Origin of the sequence: Salmonella sp. GDC200615, assembly GCF_050574145.1 — a bacterium.
Lineage (GTDB): Bacteria > Pseudomonadota > Gammaproteobacteria > Enterobacterales > Enterobacteriaceae > Salmonella > Salmonella enterica.
The window spans coordinates 2,210,107-2,223,798 of record NZ_CP192247.1 but is presented as its reverse complement, the minus strand read 5'-3'; the positions used below and the strand labels follow the sequence as shown (position 1 = coordinate 2,223,798).

The following is a 13,692-nucleotide window of genomic DNA, read 5'->3' as shown; positions in this document are numbered from 1 at the left end:
ACTGAGCTACTACCATACAAGTATATTAATGTAAAAAGCGCTGCCAGATCACAAAATGTTCTGGTCGCGCGGCAATGTTACGTACGTCCCCATCCGACGACGATAATCAGCATTCCACACAGCGCGATCAGCGCGCCGCACCAGTCATAAACCGTGAGCCGGACGCCATCGACAACACGTAACCACAGGAGCGCAGTACAGACATATACCCCACCGTAAGCCGCATAAACCCGCCCACTCGCCGCCGGATGCAAGGTCAAAAGCCAGACGAATAACGCAAGTGACGCAGCGGCGGGCAGAAGCCACCACACGCTGGCGCCGCGCTTAAGCCATAGCCAGGGAAGAAAACATCCAATGATTTCACAGAGGGCGGTGACAAAGAAAAGCAGAGTCGTCTTTAGCATGAGATTCATTTGGTTACGAAATGATAAGTGATAATACAACAGAATATCGTTACGGTTATCCGGCCATTCTTGTGTATATGCCAGGCATAAGGATTGGTGTAGAATTTACAGGTGGTTTACCGCTTTTCCCCTCTAATGAAAGGATGTTGTGATGAACAATACGCTGAGCAAACGCCTGTGCCTGACGGCAATGCTTACGTTGGCGGCCGTTGTATATACTACTTCCGCATTCGCTGAAACCAGTAAACTGGTGATTGAATCGGGAGATAGCGCACAAAGTCGTCAGGAAGCGGCTATGGAAAAGGAACAATGGAACGACACTCGCAGTCTGCGCCAGAAAGTGAATACCCGCGCAGAAAAAGAGTGGGACAAAGCCGATGCCGCCTTTGATAACCGCGATAAATGCGAGCAAAGCGCCAACATCAACGCCTATTGGGAGCCCAATACGCTGCGGTGTCTGGATCGTCGTACAGGTCGCGTTATTACGCCCTAATGCAGGATAACTAAAAGGAAGTGTAAGGATACAGTATGACAAGTGACTACAAGGTCAGACTGCGCCCGCTTGAGCGTGAAGATTTACGATTTGTCCACCAGCTTGATAATAATGCCAGCGTTATGCGTTACTGGTTTGAAGAGCCGTATGAGGCTTTTGTCGAACTGTCGGATCTCTACGACAAACACATCCACGACCAAAGCGAACGGCGCTTTGTCGTCGAATGCGACGGTGAAAACGCCGGGCTGGTAGAACTGGTGGAAATTAACCATGTGCATCGGCGGGCGGAATTTCAGATTATTATCTCGCCGGAGTACCAGGGAAAAGGCCTGGCGTCACGCGCGGCCAAACTGGCGATGGATTACGGATTTACCGTACTCAATCTCTATAAATTGTATTTGATCGTCGATAAAGAGAATGAAAAAGCGATTCACATCTACCGTAAACTCGGGTTTAGAGTAGAAGGCGAGCTGATTCATGAGTTCTTCATTAACGGCGAATACCGTAACACCATCCGCATGTGTATCTTCCAGCAGCAGTATCTGGATGAACATAAAACGTCCGGTTCTACGCTCCTGAAACCCACCGCGCAGTAAACGCGGCGCGGTAGTCACGGAGAGTCGCACCGCGCCCGGTTTAGTAGTAATCGATACGATTTTTAATGGTGTAATGGTGGAACACTGCCGGCTTAACGCTCTCATCGACGATAACAAGCCGGCAGTCAACAGGGTTCGCGTACGCATCATATTCGCAGCTCTGTGTGACGTTGCCGACCTGTCGATCATCCACCCGGCTGACTGCCGTATAATCCAGCTTTTTACGCGGGTCCGCGGAGGGTTTTGCCGTCACAGAGAGCGTATTCTGCGAGTTTATGGTTGTCTTACCTAACGGATAGCCTTCGCTATCATAGCGGTACTCGACCTTCATCTCTTTGCCCGTCGCCGATACCACAAAACCGTTGTCGTCCGTTTCCCAGGTCACGCCCGCCGAAGGCAACGCCGCCAGCTGGCACTTCCCCTGTAACTGCACCTTTTTTTCCAGCGTCTGAGCATCCCGGTAATAATTGGCATCCAGCACGAGTGCCAGCCCCGTATTATTCTCCAGATCGTGTAACTCAAGCGTATCAAAACAGCCTTCCTGTGAAAGCGTACCGGTGACCTGCTTCGCCACTTCGCCATTCTCACTCATCAATGTCTGGCTGAAATCCTTTACCGGACCACGTAATGGATCAAAATCAAATTCGTTCGAAAAACTGGCCATTTCCGGCGTAAAAGACTCAAGGGATTTCGGGTTATCACAACCTGCCAGTATCATGCACAATAACGTCAGTAAAAGGGGTTTCTTCACACGTATCACCAGGATGAAAAGATATTTATCATCATATTAGCAAATACAGTTATTTACACGAAAAATGCTAAGCTTAGAACATCGTCATTAATCACAGGAGTTCATGATGAAAATCGCAACTGCAATAGCCGCTCTGGCGTTAGTTAGCGCCCCCTCGCTGGTGATGGCGGCACCGGGATCGTGCGAGAGAGTAAAAAGCGATATTGAACAACGTATCATCAATAACGGCGTGCCGGCGGATAATTTTACGCTCACTATCGTTCCTAACGACCAGGCCGATCAGCCGGACTCACAGGTGGTGGGCCATTGCGCGAACGACACGCATAAAATTCTTTATACCCGCACCAGCAGCGGCAATGCGCCAGCCAATACCTCTCCCGCTCAGGACGGTTCATCCGCCGAACCGCAATAACCTCCTCCTGCCCTCCGGGTCCGGAGGGTAACGCTCTTTGACATGGATTAATAATCCTTACTCCCAAAGGGGTAAACTCATTACATCATTAGCATGTTAATAATTTCGTTATAGTTATCAATATATAGCGAAATAATAACGACAATGGAGTGAGTGATGCCCGGAGAAAAGCAACAAACAGGCGTTAGCCGCAGGACGTTAGTGAAATCAGCGGCGCTTGGCTCACTGGCGCTGGCTGCCGGAGGCGTATCTTTACCGTTTGGGATGCGTACCGCGGCCGCGGCGGTGCAGCAGGCTATGCGCAACGAAGAAGATAAAATCGTCTGGGGCGCCTGTTCGGTCAACTGCGGCAGTCGCTGCGCCCTGCGTCTGCATGTAAAAGATAATGAAGTCTGGTGGGTTGAAACTGATAACACTGGCGACGATGTCTACGGCAATCATCAGGTTCGCGCCTGCCTGCGGGGCCGTTCAATCCGTCGGCGTATTAACCATCCGGATCGCCTTAACTATCCCATGAAACGCGTTGGCCGCCGCGGCGAAGGCAAATTTGAACGCATTAGCTGGCAGGAAGCACTGGACACCATTAGCGCCAGCCTGAAAAAGACCGTAGAGACCTACGGCAATGAAGCCGTTTATATCCACTATTCATCCGGCATCGTAGGCGGCAACATAACCCGCTCGTCGCCTGCCGCCTCGCCGGTGAAGCGTTTGATGAACTGCTACGGCGGTTCGTTGAATCAATACGGCTCATACAGTACCGCGCAAATTTCTTGCTCCATGCCCTACACCTATGGTTCCAACGACGGCAACAGCACATCTGATATCGAAAACAGTAAACTGGTGGTCATGTTCGGCAATAATCCGGCTGAAACACGCATGAGCGGCGGCGGCATTACCTGGTTTCTGGAGCAAGCGCGTGAACGCTCAAATGCGCGCATGATCGTAATAGATCCGCGCTATACCGATACCGCTGCCGGACGTGAAGACGAGTGGATACCGATTCGCCCCGGCACCGATGCCGCGCTGGTGGCGGGAATTGCCTGGGTATTGATTAACGAAAATCTCGTTGACCAGCCTTTTCTCGATAACTATTGCATCGGCTACGATGAAAAGACCCTTCCGGCTGACGCGCCCCCCAATGGCCATTATAAGGCTTATATTTTGGGCCAGGGAGAGGACGGTATCGCCAAAACGCCGCAGTGGGCATCGCATATTACCGGCATCCCCGCCGATCGGATTATCAAACTGGCGCGCGAGATAGGCAGCGTCAAGCCGGCCTACATCTGTCAGGGTTGGGGCCCGCAGCGTCAGGCGAACGGCGAACAAACCGCTCGCGCCATCGCCATGTTACCGATTCTGACCGGCAACGTCGGCATTCATGGCGGTAATAGCGGCGCACGCGAATCCACTTACACCATTACCATTGAACGTCTGCCGGTCCTGGAGAATCCCGTTAAAACCACCATCTCCTGCTTTAGCTGGACGGACGCCATTGCGCGCGGCCCGGAAATGACCGCCCTGCGCGACGGCGTACGCGGCAAAGATAAGCTGGATGTCCCGATCAAATTTCTATGGAACTACGCTGGCAACACCCTGATTAATCAGCATTCGGATATTAATAAAACCCATGAAATTCTTCAGGATGAAACGAAATGCGAAATGATTGTGGTCATCGACAATTTTATGACCTCTTCCGCGAAGTACGCCGATATTTTACTGCCGGATCTCATGACCGTCGAACAGGAAGATATCATCCCCAATGATTACGCCGGCAATATGGGATATCTGATTTTTATCCAACCGGCGACGACGCCTAAGTTTGAACGCAAGCCCATCTACTGGGTACTCAGCGAAATCGCCAGACGCCTCGGCGACGATGTGTATCAGCGGTTTACCGAAGGCCGTACACAGGCGCAATGGCTGCAATATCTGTACGCCAAAATGCAGGCAAGAGATCCGGCATTGCCCGCGTATGACGATCTGAAAAAAATGGGCATCTATAAACGCAAAGATCCCAACGGCCACTTTGTCGCCTATAAAAAATTTCGTGAAGATCCGCAGGCCAATCCGTTAAAAACGCCGTCCGGTAAAATCGAAATCTACTCAAGCAAACTCGCTCACATCGCCAGTACCTGGGAGCTGGCGGAAGGCGACGTGATAAGCCCACTGCCGATTTATACCCCTACTTTTGAAGGATGGGACGATCCGAAGCGGAGCACCTTCCCGCTACAGCTGTTTGGCTTTCACTATAAATCCCGTACCCATTCAAGCTACGGCAATATTGATGTTCTGCAGGCCGCCTGTCGCCAGGAGGTGTGGATAAATCCGCTCGATGCGCAAAAACGTGGTATCGCGAATGGCGATAAGGTTCGCGTCTTTAACGATCGTGGAGAGGTGCGTCTACCCGCCAAAGTCACGCCGCGTATTCTGCCGGGCGTCAGCGCGATGGGTCAGGGCGCATGGCATAATGCGGATATGGCTGGCGATAAAATTGACCACGGCGCCTGCATCAATACGCTCACGACGCTGCGTCCTTCCCCCCTGGCAAAAGGGAATCCTCAACATACAAATCTGGTGGAAATCGAAAAAATCTAAGCCGCCTGCTCCGGGACGTTTTTACGCGCCCGGAGCTCCCCGTTTTGCGAACACAACGACATTTAAAACTCTTTTTTGGATGAGCATAGTGAGCTGTTATGAAAATCACCAACCCTGAGGCATTAATGGCGGCCAGTATCAGCCGACGAAGCCTGGTGAAAACCTCCGCTATCGGTAGCCTTGCGCTTGCCAGTAGCGCTTTCACCCTTCCGTTCTCCCGCATCGCACACGCCGCAGCAGACCTCGCATCCGGCAATGTGGCAGAAAAAGCGGTCTGGAGTTCATGTACCGTTAACTGCGGCAGCCGCTGCCTGCTGCGCCTACACGTAAAAGATGACACCGTATATTGGGTTGAATCAGATACCACGGGCAACGATGAATATGGCAACCATCAGGTACGCGCCTGCCTGCGCGGCCGTTCTATTCGTCGCCGGATGAATCATCCCGATCGCCTGAAATATCCGATGAAACGCGTTGGTAAACGAGGAGAAGGCAAATTCGAACGTATCAGTTGGGATGAAGCGTTGGATACCATCGGCGATAACCTGAAACGTATCCTCAAGGACTACGGCAACGAAGCGGTACATGTCCTTTACGGTACCGGCGTGGACGGCGGCAATATTACCAATTCTAACGTACCGTATCGCCTGATGAACGCCTGCGGCGGCTATCTCAGCCGTTACGGTAGCTACAGCACCGCCCAAATCAGCGCGGCCATGAGCTATATGTTCGGCGGCAACGACGGCAACAGTCCGGATGATATCGCCAATACAAAACTGGTGGTGATGTTTGGCAATAACCCCGCGGAAACACGTATGAGCGGCGGCGGCGTGACATACTATGTCGAACAAGCGCGCGAGCGCTCCAACGCCCGGATGATCGTGATTGACCCGCGTTATAACGACACTGCCGCCGGCCGCGAAGACGAGTGGCTGCCGATTCGCCCTGGTACCGATGGCGCGCTGGCGGCGGCAATCGCCTGGGTGCTGATTACCGAAGATCTTATTGATAAACCGTTTCTGGATAAATACTGCATCGGCTACGACGAAACCACTCTGCCCGCCTCGGCCCCGCGTAACGCGCACTATAAAGCCTATATTTTGGGTCAGGGCGACGACGGTATTGCTAAAACGCCGCAATGGGCCGCGCAGATTACCAGTATTCCGGCGGAAAAAATCATTCAACTGGCGCGGGAAATCGGCTCGGCGAAACCGGCTTACATTTGCCAGGGCTGGGGACCGCAACGCCACTCTAACGGGGAGCAGACCGCACGCGCAATCGCCATGCTGTCTGTACTCACCGGTAACGTCGGCATAAATGGCGGTAATTCCGGCGTGCGCGAAGGCACCTGGGATCTGGGCGTCGAATGGTTTTCTATGCTGGAGAACCCGGTAAAAACCCAGATTTCGGTCTTTACCTGGACCGACGCTATCGATCATGGCGCGGAAATGACCGCCACACGCGACGGCGTGCGGGGAAAAGACAAGCTCGACGTGCCGATCAAATTTTTGTGGTGCTACGCCAGTAATACGCTGATCAATCAGCATGGCGACATCGCCCACACCCACGAGGTGCTTCAGGACGACAGTAAATGTGAAATGATCGTCGGCATCGAGCACTTTATGACCGCGTCGGCAAAATATTGCGACATTCTGCTGCCTGATTTAATGCCGACCGAGCAGGAAGATCTGATTTCCCACGAATCCGCAGGCAATATGGGCTATGTCATTCTTGGTCAGCCCACCACCTCGCCGAAATTTGAAAGAAAGCCCATTTACTGGACGCTCAGTGAAGTGGCTAAACGGCTTGGTCCGGACGTATACCAGACCTTCACAGAAGGCCGCACGCAGCATGAGTGGGTCAAATACCTGCACGCAAAAACCAAAGCGCGTAACCCGGAAATGCCGGATTACGAAGAGATGAAACAGACAGGGATTTTCAAGAAAAAATGCCCGGAGGAGCACTACGTCGCTTTCCGCTCATTCCGCGAAGACCCTGCCGCCAACCCACTGAAAACGCCGTCCGGTAAAATCGAAATCTATTCCGAGCGTCTGGCAACCCTAGCCAACACGTGGGAGCTGAAGAAAGATGAGATTATCCATCCTTTACCCGCCTATACGCCAGGCTTTGACGGTTGGGACGATCCGCTTCGTCAGCGCTACCCGCTACAGCTAACCGGCTTCCACTATAAAGCGCGTACCCACTCCAGCTACGGCAATATCGACATCCTGCAACAGGCGTGTCCGCAGGAGATCTGGATCAACCCGATTGATGCGCAAGCGCGCGGCATTCAGCATGGCGACACCGTGCGGGTCTTTAACCAGAATGGAGAGATGCTCATTCTGGCAAAAGTCACGCCGCGCATATTGCCTGGCGTCACCGCTATCGGCCAGGGCGCCTGGTTAAATGCCGACATGTTTGGCGACAAAGTCGATCGCGGCGGCTCCATTAACATTCTGACGTCGCACCGGCCTTCCCCACTGGCGAAAGGTAATCCGTCACACAGTAATCTTGTTCAGGTTGAAAAGGCGTAAGGAGTAACCGATGACAACCCAGTATGGATTTTTTATTGATTCCAGTCGTTGCACCGGTTGCAAAACCTGCGAACTGGCCTGCAAGGACTACAAAGATCTCACTCCCGACGTCAGTTTCCGGCGGATATATGAATACGCAGGTGGCGACTGGCAGGAAGATAACGGCGTCTGGCACCAGAACGTCTTTGCCTATTATCTCTCCATTTCATGCAACCACTGCGAAGACCCGGCCTGTACCAAAGTCTGCCCGAGCGGCGCGATGCACAAGCGCGATGACGGTTTTGTGGTGGTGAACGAAGAGGTCTGTATCGGCTGCCGCTACTGCCACATGGCCTGCCCGTACGGCGCGCCGCAGTACAACGCCGCCAAAGGTCATATGACTAAGTGCGACGGCTGTCATGATCGCGTCGCCGACGGCAAAAAGCCGATTTGCGTGGAGTCCTGCCCGCTGCGGGCGCTGGACTTTGGCCCGATAGACGAACTGCGTAAAAAACACGGAGAGCTGGCTGCCGTCGCGCCGTTGCCGCGCGCGCATTTCACGAAGCCGAATATTGTGATTAAACCGAACGCCAACAGCCGCCCGACCGGGGACACTACCGGTTATCTGGCCAATCCGAAGGAGGTATAAGATGGGAAGTGGATGGCATGAATGGCCGTTGATGATCTTCACGGTCTTTGGTCAGTGCGTGGTCGGCGCGTTAATCGTTAGCGGACTGGGCTGGCTGACGGCAAAAGACGATACCATCGCCCGTCAGCGCATCGTGCGTAGCATGTTTTTTCTGTGGCTGGTGATGGGACTAGGATTCCTCGCGTCGATTATGCATCTCGGCTCGCCGATGCGCGCGTTTAACTCGCTTAACCGCGTAGGCGCTTCCGCACTGAGTAATGAAATCGCCGCAGGATCGGTGTTCTTTGCCGTAGGCGGCATCTGGTGGCTGGTGGCGGTACTCGGTAAAATGCCCCCGGCGCTGGGTAAAGTGTGGCTGCTGGTCAGTATGGCGCTCGGCGTTGCATTCATCTGGGCAATGACGCTCGTTTATCAGATAGATACCGTGCCAACCTGGTATAATGGCTACACCACGCTGGCCTTTTTCCTCACGGCATTCCTGTGCGGCCCGGTGTTTGCGGCGCTACTGCTACGCATCGCGCGCGTCCCATTTTGCAGCGTGACGTTTGCCAGTATTAGCGGCCTAGCATTGGTGGTGTGCGTGGCGGTCATCGTACTACAAGGACTGTCTCTCTCAACCATTCACAGTTCCGTGCAACAGGCCAGCCATCTCGCGCCGGATTACGGTATGCTACAGGTCTGGCGCATTGTCTTGCTTGCCGCCGGATTAGGCTGCTGGCTATGTCCGCTAATCCGTCGCCGCGAACCGCATACCGTTGGTTTGCTGCTCGGTGTCGTGCTGGTGCTGGCGGGAGAAATTATTGGCCGCGGACTTTTTTATGGCCTGCATATGACCGTAGGTATGGCCATCGCAGGTTAATTTATGCGTGCGGGGCGACCCGCACCTTTCGGGATTGTTTGAATGACCACTTTTTTACAACGTGATGATTTTTCAGTAACGGCGCGTGTTCTTGGCGCGTTGTTTTATTATTCGCCGGAAAGCCACGAAACCGCTCCTCTGGTTCAGGCGCTTTAACCGACGACTGGCAGGCGCAGTGGCCGCTTGATGCCGAGGCGCTTGCGCCTGTGGCGGCTATGTTTAAGACCCACAGCGAAGAGTCGTTGCCACAGGCCTGGCAGCGTCTGTTTATCGGCCCTTACGCTCTGCCGTCTCCGCCGTGGGGTTCCGTCTGGCTGGATCGTGAGAGCGTATTATTTGGCGATTCTACGCTGGCGCTACGTCAGTGGATGCGCGAAAACGGAATTCAGTTTGAAATGCAACAAAACGAGCCAGAAGATCATTTTGGGTCGCTGTTGCTGCTGGCGGCCTGGCTTGCCGAGAATGATCGTCATCATGAATGCGAACAACTCCTGGCCTGGCATCTGTTTCCGTGGTCGTCCCGCTTTCTGGACGTATTTATCGATCATGCCGGGCATCCGTTTTATCAGGCGTTGGGGCAACTGGCGCGTCTGACTCTGGCGCAATGGCAAGCTCAACTTATTATTCCCGTCGCTGTAAAACCGTTATTCCGTTAATCCCCACAAAAGGCAGGATTTTACCTGCCTTTTCTCCCATTGCGGCCTATTTTTATCTACAAAAAGTGACAACGTCACACTACATTTCTGTTTTTAAGATAATTCTTTATCGTGAATGTTTACGCTAAGCCGCATAAGGGCAAAGCATAATTGTTAATAGATGTTTAATAGTGTTAAACATCACGCTTCGCTGGAATCCTTCCCAACCTGTTGCTATAGCTCAAAGTACCCTGCCGGAACATGGCATAACAACACGCGACTCTTAACGTCGCCATAACACATGCAAACAGGGAGACACACCGCAATGCACACCCTCACCCTAAAACGTGTACTTGGGTTCACTATCGTCATTTTGCTGTTACTGGCGCTGTTTATCTGGGGAATCGGTCTGGAGACGCTGAAAGCGCGTCAGGTCGATCTGCTGTATCTCGGGCAACGGCATTTGATGCTGGTCTTTACGTCCATGTTTTTTGCTTTACTGGTCGGTATCCCGAGCGGGATTTTACTCAGCCGACCTGCGGCAAAAGGATTTGCTGAATATGTCATGCAAATCTTTAATGTTGGTAATACCTTGCCGCCGCTGGCCGTTCTGGCCTTAGCGATGGTGATTATCGGGATCGGCGATACGCCCGCCATTGTCGCGCTATTTCTGGCCTCCCTTCTGCCTATCGTCCGCAATACCTATGCGGGCCTCTGTTCCGTTCCCGCCTCACTGATTGAAGCGGCGAATGGGATTGGGATGACAAAATGGCAGCGGCTTCGTCAGGTAGAGCTACCTAATGCGTGGCCAGTGATGCTGTCCGGTATTCGCATCGCGACCGCCATCAATGTCGGCACCGCGCCGCTGGCCTTTCTGATCGGCGCTAGCAGCTACGCGAGCTGATTTTCCCGGGAGTTTATCTCAACGATTTTCCGACGTTGATCCTCGGCGCAACGGCCACGGCGTTATTCGCGCTGATTCTTGACACTCTGCTTGCCTGGTTTGGGCGACGCCTTAGCCCTCATACCGTCTGAACGCATAAATAACAATAAGGAGCGTTAAATGAGATTCAAAAAACACCTGTTGGGATGGCTTGCCGCAACGCTGTTGTTCAGTAGCCAGACGCAGGCCGCGCCGCTGGTTCTCGCCACCAAAAGCTTTACCGAGCAGCATATTCTTTCCGCTATGACCGTTCAGTATTTGCAGAAGAAAGGCTTTCAGGTTCAGCCGCAAACCAATATCGCCGCGGTGATTTCACGTAATGCGATGGTGAATAAACAAATTGATATTACCTGGGAATACACCGGTACATCGCTGATTATTTTCAACCGTATCGATAAGCGCATGAGTCCACAGGAAACCTACGACACGGTAAAACGCCTGGATGCGAAGCTGGGCCTGGTATGGCTCAAACCGGCTGACATGAACAATACTTACGCGTTCGCGATGCAGCGCAAACGCGCCGAGTCGGAAAATATCACCACCATCTCGCAAATGGTGGCAAAAATCGAACAGGTCCGGCAGAACGATCCTGACCACAACTGGATGCTCGGTCTCGATCTGGAATTTGCCGGGCGCAGCGATGGGATGAAGCCCCTTCAGCAAGCCTACCAAATGCAGCTTGATCGCCCGCAAATACGACAGATGGACCCAGGGCTGGTCTATAACGCCGTTCGGGATGGGCTGGTTGACGCCGGGCTGGTCTATACCACCGACGGACGGGTGAAAGGGTTTGATCTGAAAGTGCTGGAAGATGATAAAGGCTTCTTTCCAAGTTACGCTGTCACGCCCGTGGTGCGTAAAGAGGTGCTGGAAGCCAATCCTGGCCTTGATGACGCCTTAAACACCCTTTCCGGCCTGCTCAATAACGATGTGATATCGACCCTAAACGCCCAGGTCGATATCGAGCATCGCACGCCGCAACAGGTAGCCCATCAATTTTTGCAGGACAAAGGTCTGCTGTAAGGAGCGCCTATGGATACGATACATTATATGCTGAATAATGCAGGCTATCTCGCCAGCCTTACCTTTCAGCATCTCTGGCTGGTCGCGCTGGCCGTCGGTCTGGCGATTATCATCGGCGTACCGTTAGGCGTTTTGATTGTACGCCACAAATGGCTGGCAATGCCGGTATTGGGCGCCGCCACGCTACTTCTTACCATTCCGTCTATCGCGCTGTTTGGATTAATGATCCCGCTCTTTTCGCTGATCGGGCATGGTATTGGCGTTCTGCCCGCTGTGACGGCCGTTTTTCTCTACTCTTTACTGCCGATTGTCCGTAATACCCATACTGCGCTTGATAGTTTGCCGCCCGGTCTGCGTGAAGCGGGACGCGGCATCGGTATGACTTTCTGGCAACGGCTGCGCTGGGTCGAAATCCCAATGGCCCTACCGGTTATTTTCGGGGGTATCCGCACCGCGGTAGTGATGAATATCGGCGTGATGGCGATTGCCGCGGTGATCGGCGCTGGTGGTCTGGGGCTGCTACTGTTAAACGGCATTAGCGGCAGCGATATTCGCATGTTAATTGCCGGCGCGCTAATGATCTGTCTACTGGCAATTGTACTTGACTGGCTGTTGCATCGTCTGCAAGCCGTACTGACACCTAAGGGGATACGATAATGATAAAACTGGAAAATCTCACCAAACAATTTGTACAGAAAAAGGGTCAGCCGCTAAAAGCCGTCGACAACGTCAACCTGAACGTGCCGGAAGGCTAAATGTGCGTCTTACTCGGTCCCTCCGGCTGCGGCAAAACCACCACGTTAAAGATGATCAACCGGCTGATCGCGCCCAGCAGCGGTAATATTCTTATCAACGGCGAGAATACCAACGATATGGATACGGTAACGCTACGCCGCAATATTGGGTATGTTATCCAGCAGATCGGCCTGTTTCCTAATATGACGATTGAAGAAAATATTACCGTTGTGCCGCGCATGTTGGGTTGGGACAAAGCGCGCTGCAAGCAACGCGCCGAAGAGTTGATGGACATGGTGGCGCTGGATGCCAGAAAATTTCTGCATCGCTATCCAAAGGAGATGTCCGGGGGACAGCAACAGCGTATTGGCGTGATCCGCGCTCTGGCCGCCGATCCGCCGGTACTGCTGATGGATGAGCCCTTCGGCGCGGTGGACCCCATTAACCGCGAAGTGATCCAGAACCAGTTTCTGGATATGCAGCGTAAGCTAAAAAAGACCGTGATGCTGGTCAGCCATGATATCGACGAAGCGCTAAAGCTCGGCGACCGTATCGCCGTGTTCCGTCAGGGGCGAATTGTACAGTGCGCCAGTCCTGATGAACTGCTGGCCAAACCGGCTAACGAGTTTGTCGGGTCGTTTGTCGGTCAGGACAGAACGTTAAAGCGTTTGCTACTGGTCTCCGCGGGCGATGTTACCGACCAACAGCCAACCATTACCGCGCGGCCTTCCATGCCGTTAAGCGAGGCATTCGGCATTATGGATGATCACGATATTCGCGCCATTACCGTCATTGACAACGACGGTAAGCCACTGGGATTTGTGAAGCGCCGGGAAGCGCGGAACGCCAGCGGAATCTGCGCCGATATCACCCATCCTTTCCGTATTACGGGCAAAGCGGAAGATAATCTGCGTATTGTGCTGTCCAGATTGTACGAAAGTAATACTAGCTGGATGCCGATCGTTGATGAAGACGGACGCTATAACGGTGAAATCTCTCAGGATTACATCGCCGATTATCTCAGCTCAGGCCGCACGCGTCGGGCGCTAAATATTCACGAAAGCAGCTAACGTTGCCGCCGGAT

11 protein-coding genes and 3 pseudogenes are annotated in these 13,692 nt (G+C 53.1%); 12 read left to right on the top strand and 2 right to left on the bottom strand.

Going from position 1 to position 13,692, the window contains the following annotated elements; genetic code table 11:
* Window positions 1-77: 77 nt before the first annotated feature.
* Window positions 78-404 carry a YnfA family protein gene (locus ACQ29O_RS10640; protein ID WP_000921389.1) on the bottom strand — a complete coding sequence of 109 codons (327 nt, stop codon included), beginning with the start codon at window positions 402-404 and terminating at the stop codon, window positions 78-80.
* 151 nt (window positions 405-555) lie between these two features.
* Here ACQ29O_RS10640 and ACQ29O_RS10635 point away from each other — a divergent pair, with 151 nt between their 5' ends.
* On the top strand, window positions 556-897 hold the full coding sequence (locus ACQ29O_RS10635) for a DUF1283 family protein (protein WP_001066440.1): 342 nt from the start codon (window positions 556-558) through the stop codon (window positions 895-897).
* A gap of 35 nt (window positions 898-932) precedes the next feature.
* Window positions 933-1,493, top strand: a complete 561-nt coding sequence (gene speG, locus ACQ29O_RS10630) for a spermidine N1-acetyltransferase (protein WP_000199997.1) — start codon at window positions 933-935, stop codon at window positions 1,491-1,493.
* A gap of 40 nt (window positions 1,494-1,533) precedes the next feature.
* On the opposite strand, the gene ACQ29O_RS10625 is transcribed toward speG, so the two are convergent.
* Window positions 1,534-2,244, bottom strand: a complete 711-nt coding sequence (locus ACQ29O_RS10625; RefSeq protein ID WP_000743121.1) for a YnfC family lipoprotein — start codon at window positions 2,242-2,244, stop codon at window positions 1,534-1,536.
* 103 nt (window positions 2,245-2,347) lie between these two features.
* Between ACQ29O_RS10625 and ACQ29O_RS10620 the strand changes: the two genes are divergently transcribed.
* The 10 genes and pseudogenes from ACQ29O_RS10620 to osmV all read left to right on the top strand — a co-directional run bounded on the left by ACQ29O_RS10620 (window position 2,348) and on the right by osmV (window position 13,678).
* A complete protein-coding gene (locus tag ACQ29O_RS10620) occupies window positions 2,348-2,656 on the top strand; it encodes a DUF1161 domain-containing protein (protein ID WP_000975516.1) in 309 nt (102 codons plus the stop codon).
* A 156-nt stretch (window positions 2,657-2,812) separates the two neighbouring features.
* Window positions 2,813-5,251 carry a selenate/tellurate reductase subunit YnfE gene (gene ynfE, locus ACQ29O_RS10615; protein ID WP_020976729.1) on the top strand — a complete coding sequence of 813 codons (2,439 nt, stop codon included), beginning with the start codon at window positions 2,813-2,815 and terminating at the stop codon, window positions 5,249-5,251.
* Between the two features lie 98 nt (window positions 5,252-5,349).
* Window positions 5,350-7,785 (top strand): selenate/tellurate reductase subunit YnfF, encoded by a 2,436-nt coding sequence (gene ynfF, locus ACQ29O_RS10610; protein WP_000705279.1) that lies wholly within the window; start codon window positions 5,350-5,352, stop codon window positions 7,783-7,785.
* A 10-nt stretch (window positions 7,786-7,795) separates the two neighbouring features.
* Entirely contained in the window at window positions 7,796-8,413 is a 618-nt protein-coding gene (dmsB, locus tag ACQ29O_RS10605; protein ID WP_000213062.1) for a dimethylsulfoxide reductase iron-sulfur subunit DmsB, read from the top strand.
* Window position 8,414: 1 nt separating this feature from the next.
* Complete coding sequence (locus ACQ29O_RS10600; protein ID WP_000534697.1) at window positions 8,415-9,272, top strand: dimethyl sulfoxide reductase anchor subunit family protein; 858 nt, start codon at window positions 8,415-8,417, stop codon at window positions 9,270-9,272.
* A 42-nt stretch (window positions 9,273-9,314) separates the two neighbouring features.
* A pseudogene (gene dmsD, locus ACQ29O_RS10595) lies at window positions 9,315-9,928 on the top strand (Tat proofreading chaperone DmsD).
* Window positions 9,929-10,232: 304 nt separating this feature from the next.
* Window positions 10,233-10,942 (top strand): annotated as a pseudogene (gene osmY, locus ACQ29O_RS10590) (osmoprotectant ABC transporter permease OsmY).
* Window positions 10,943-10,970: 28 nt separating this feature from the next.
* On the top strand, window positions 10,971-11,873 hold the full coding sequence (gene osmX / locus ACQ29O_RS10585) for an osmoprotectant ABC transporter substrate-binding protein OsmX (protein ID WP_001211193.1): 903 nt from the start codon (window positions 10,971-10,973) through the stop codon (window positions 11,871-11,873).
* 9 nt (window positions 11,874-11,882) lie between these two features.
* The gene (gene osmW, locus ACQ29O_RS10580) at window positions 11,883-12,530 is read left to right on the top strand and encodes an osmoprotectant ABC transporter permease OsmW (protein WP_000379683.1); all 648 of its coding nucleotides are present in this window, start codon (window positions 11,883-11,885) and stop codon (window positions 12,528-12,530) included.
* A pseudogene (gene osmV / locus ACQ29O_RS10575) lies at window positions 12,530-13,678 on the top strand (osmoprotectant ABC transporter ATP-binding protein OsmV). Before osmW ends, osmV begins: the two are co-directional and overlap by 1 nt.
* The last annotated feature ends 14 nt before the right edge of the window (window positions 13,679-13,692 follow it).

What these genes read in the sequence shown, in the direction of transcription:
- dmsB (WP_000213062.1), top strand. Translation starts at nt 7,796, where the DNA reads ATGACAACCCAGTATGGATTTTTTATTGATTCCAGTCGTTGCACCGGT.
- osmX (WP_001211193.1), top strand. Translation starts at nt 10,971, where the DNA reads ATGAGATTCAAAAAACACCTGTTGGGATGGCTTGCCGCAACGCTGTTG.
- ACQ29O_RS10640 (WP_000921389.1), bottom strand. Translation starts at nt 404, where the DNA reads ATGCTAAAGACGACTCTGCTTTTCTTTGTCACCGCCCTCTGTGAAATC.
- speG (WP_000199997.1), top strand. Translation starts at nt 933, where the DNA reads ATGACAAGTGACTACAAGGTCAGACTGCGCCCGCTTGAGCGTGAAGAT.
- ynfE (WP_020976729.1), top strand. Translation starts at nt 2,813, where the DNA reads ATGCCCGGAGAAAAGCAACAAACAGGCGTTAGCCGCAGGACGTTAGTG.
- ynfF (WP_000705279.1), top strand. Translation starts at nt 5,350, where the DNA reads ATGAAAATCACCAACCCTGAGGCATTAATGGCGGCCAGTATCAGCCGA.
- ACQ29O_RS10600 (WP_000534697.1), top strand. Translation starts at nt 8,415, where the DNA reads ATGGGAAGTGGATGGCATGAATGGCCGTTGATGATCTTCACGGTCTTT.
- ACQ29O_RS10635 (WP_001066440.1), top strand. Translation starts at nt 556, where the DNA reads ATGAACAATACGCTGAGCAAACGCCTGTGCCTGACGGCAATGCTTACG.
- osmW (WP_000379683.1), top strand. Translation starts at nt 11,883, where the DNA reads ATGGATACGATACATTATATGCTGAATAATGCAGGCTATCTCGCCAGC.
- ACQ29O_RS10620 (WP_000975516.1), top strand. Translation starts at nt 2,348, where the DNA reads ATGATGAAAATCGCAACTGCAATAGCCGCTCTGGCGTTAGTTAGCGCC.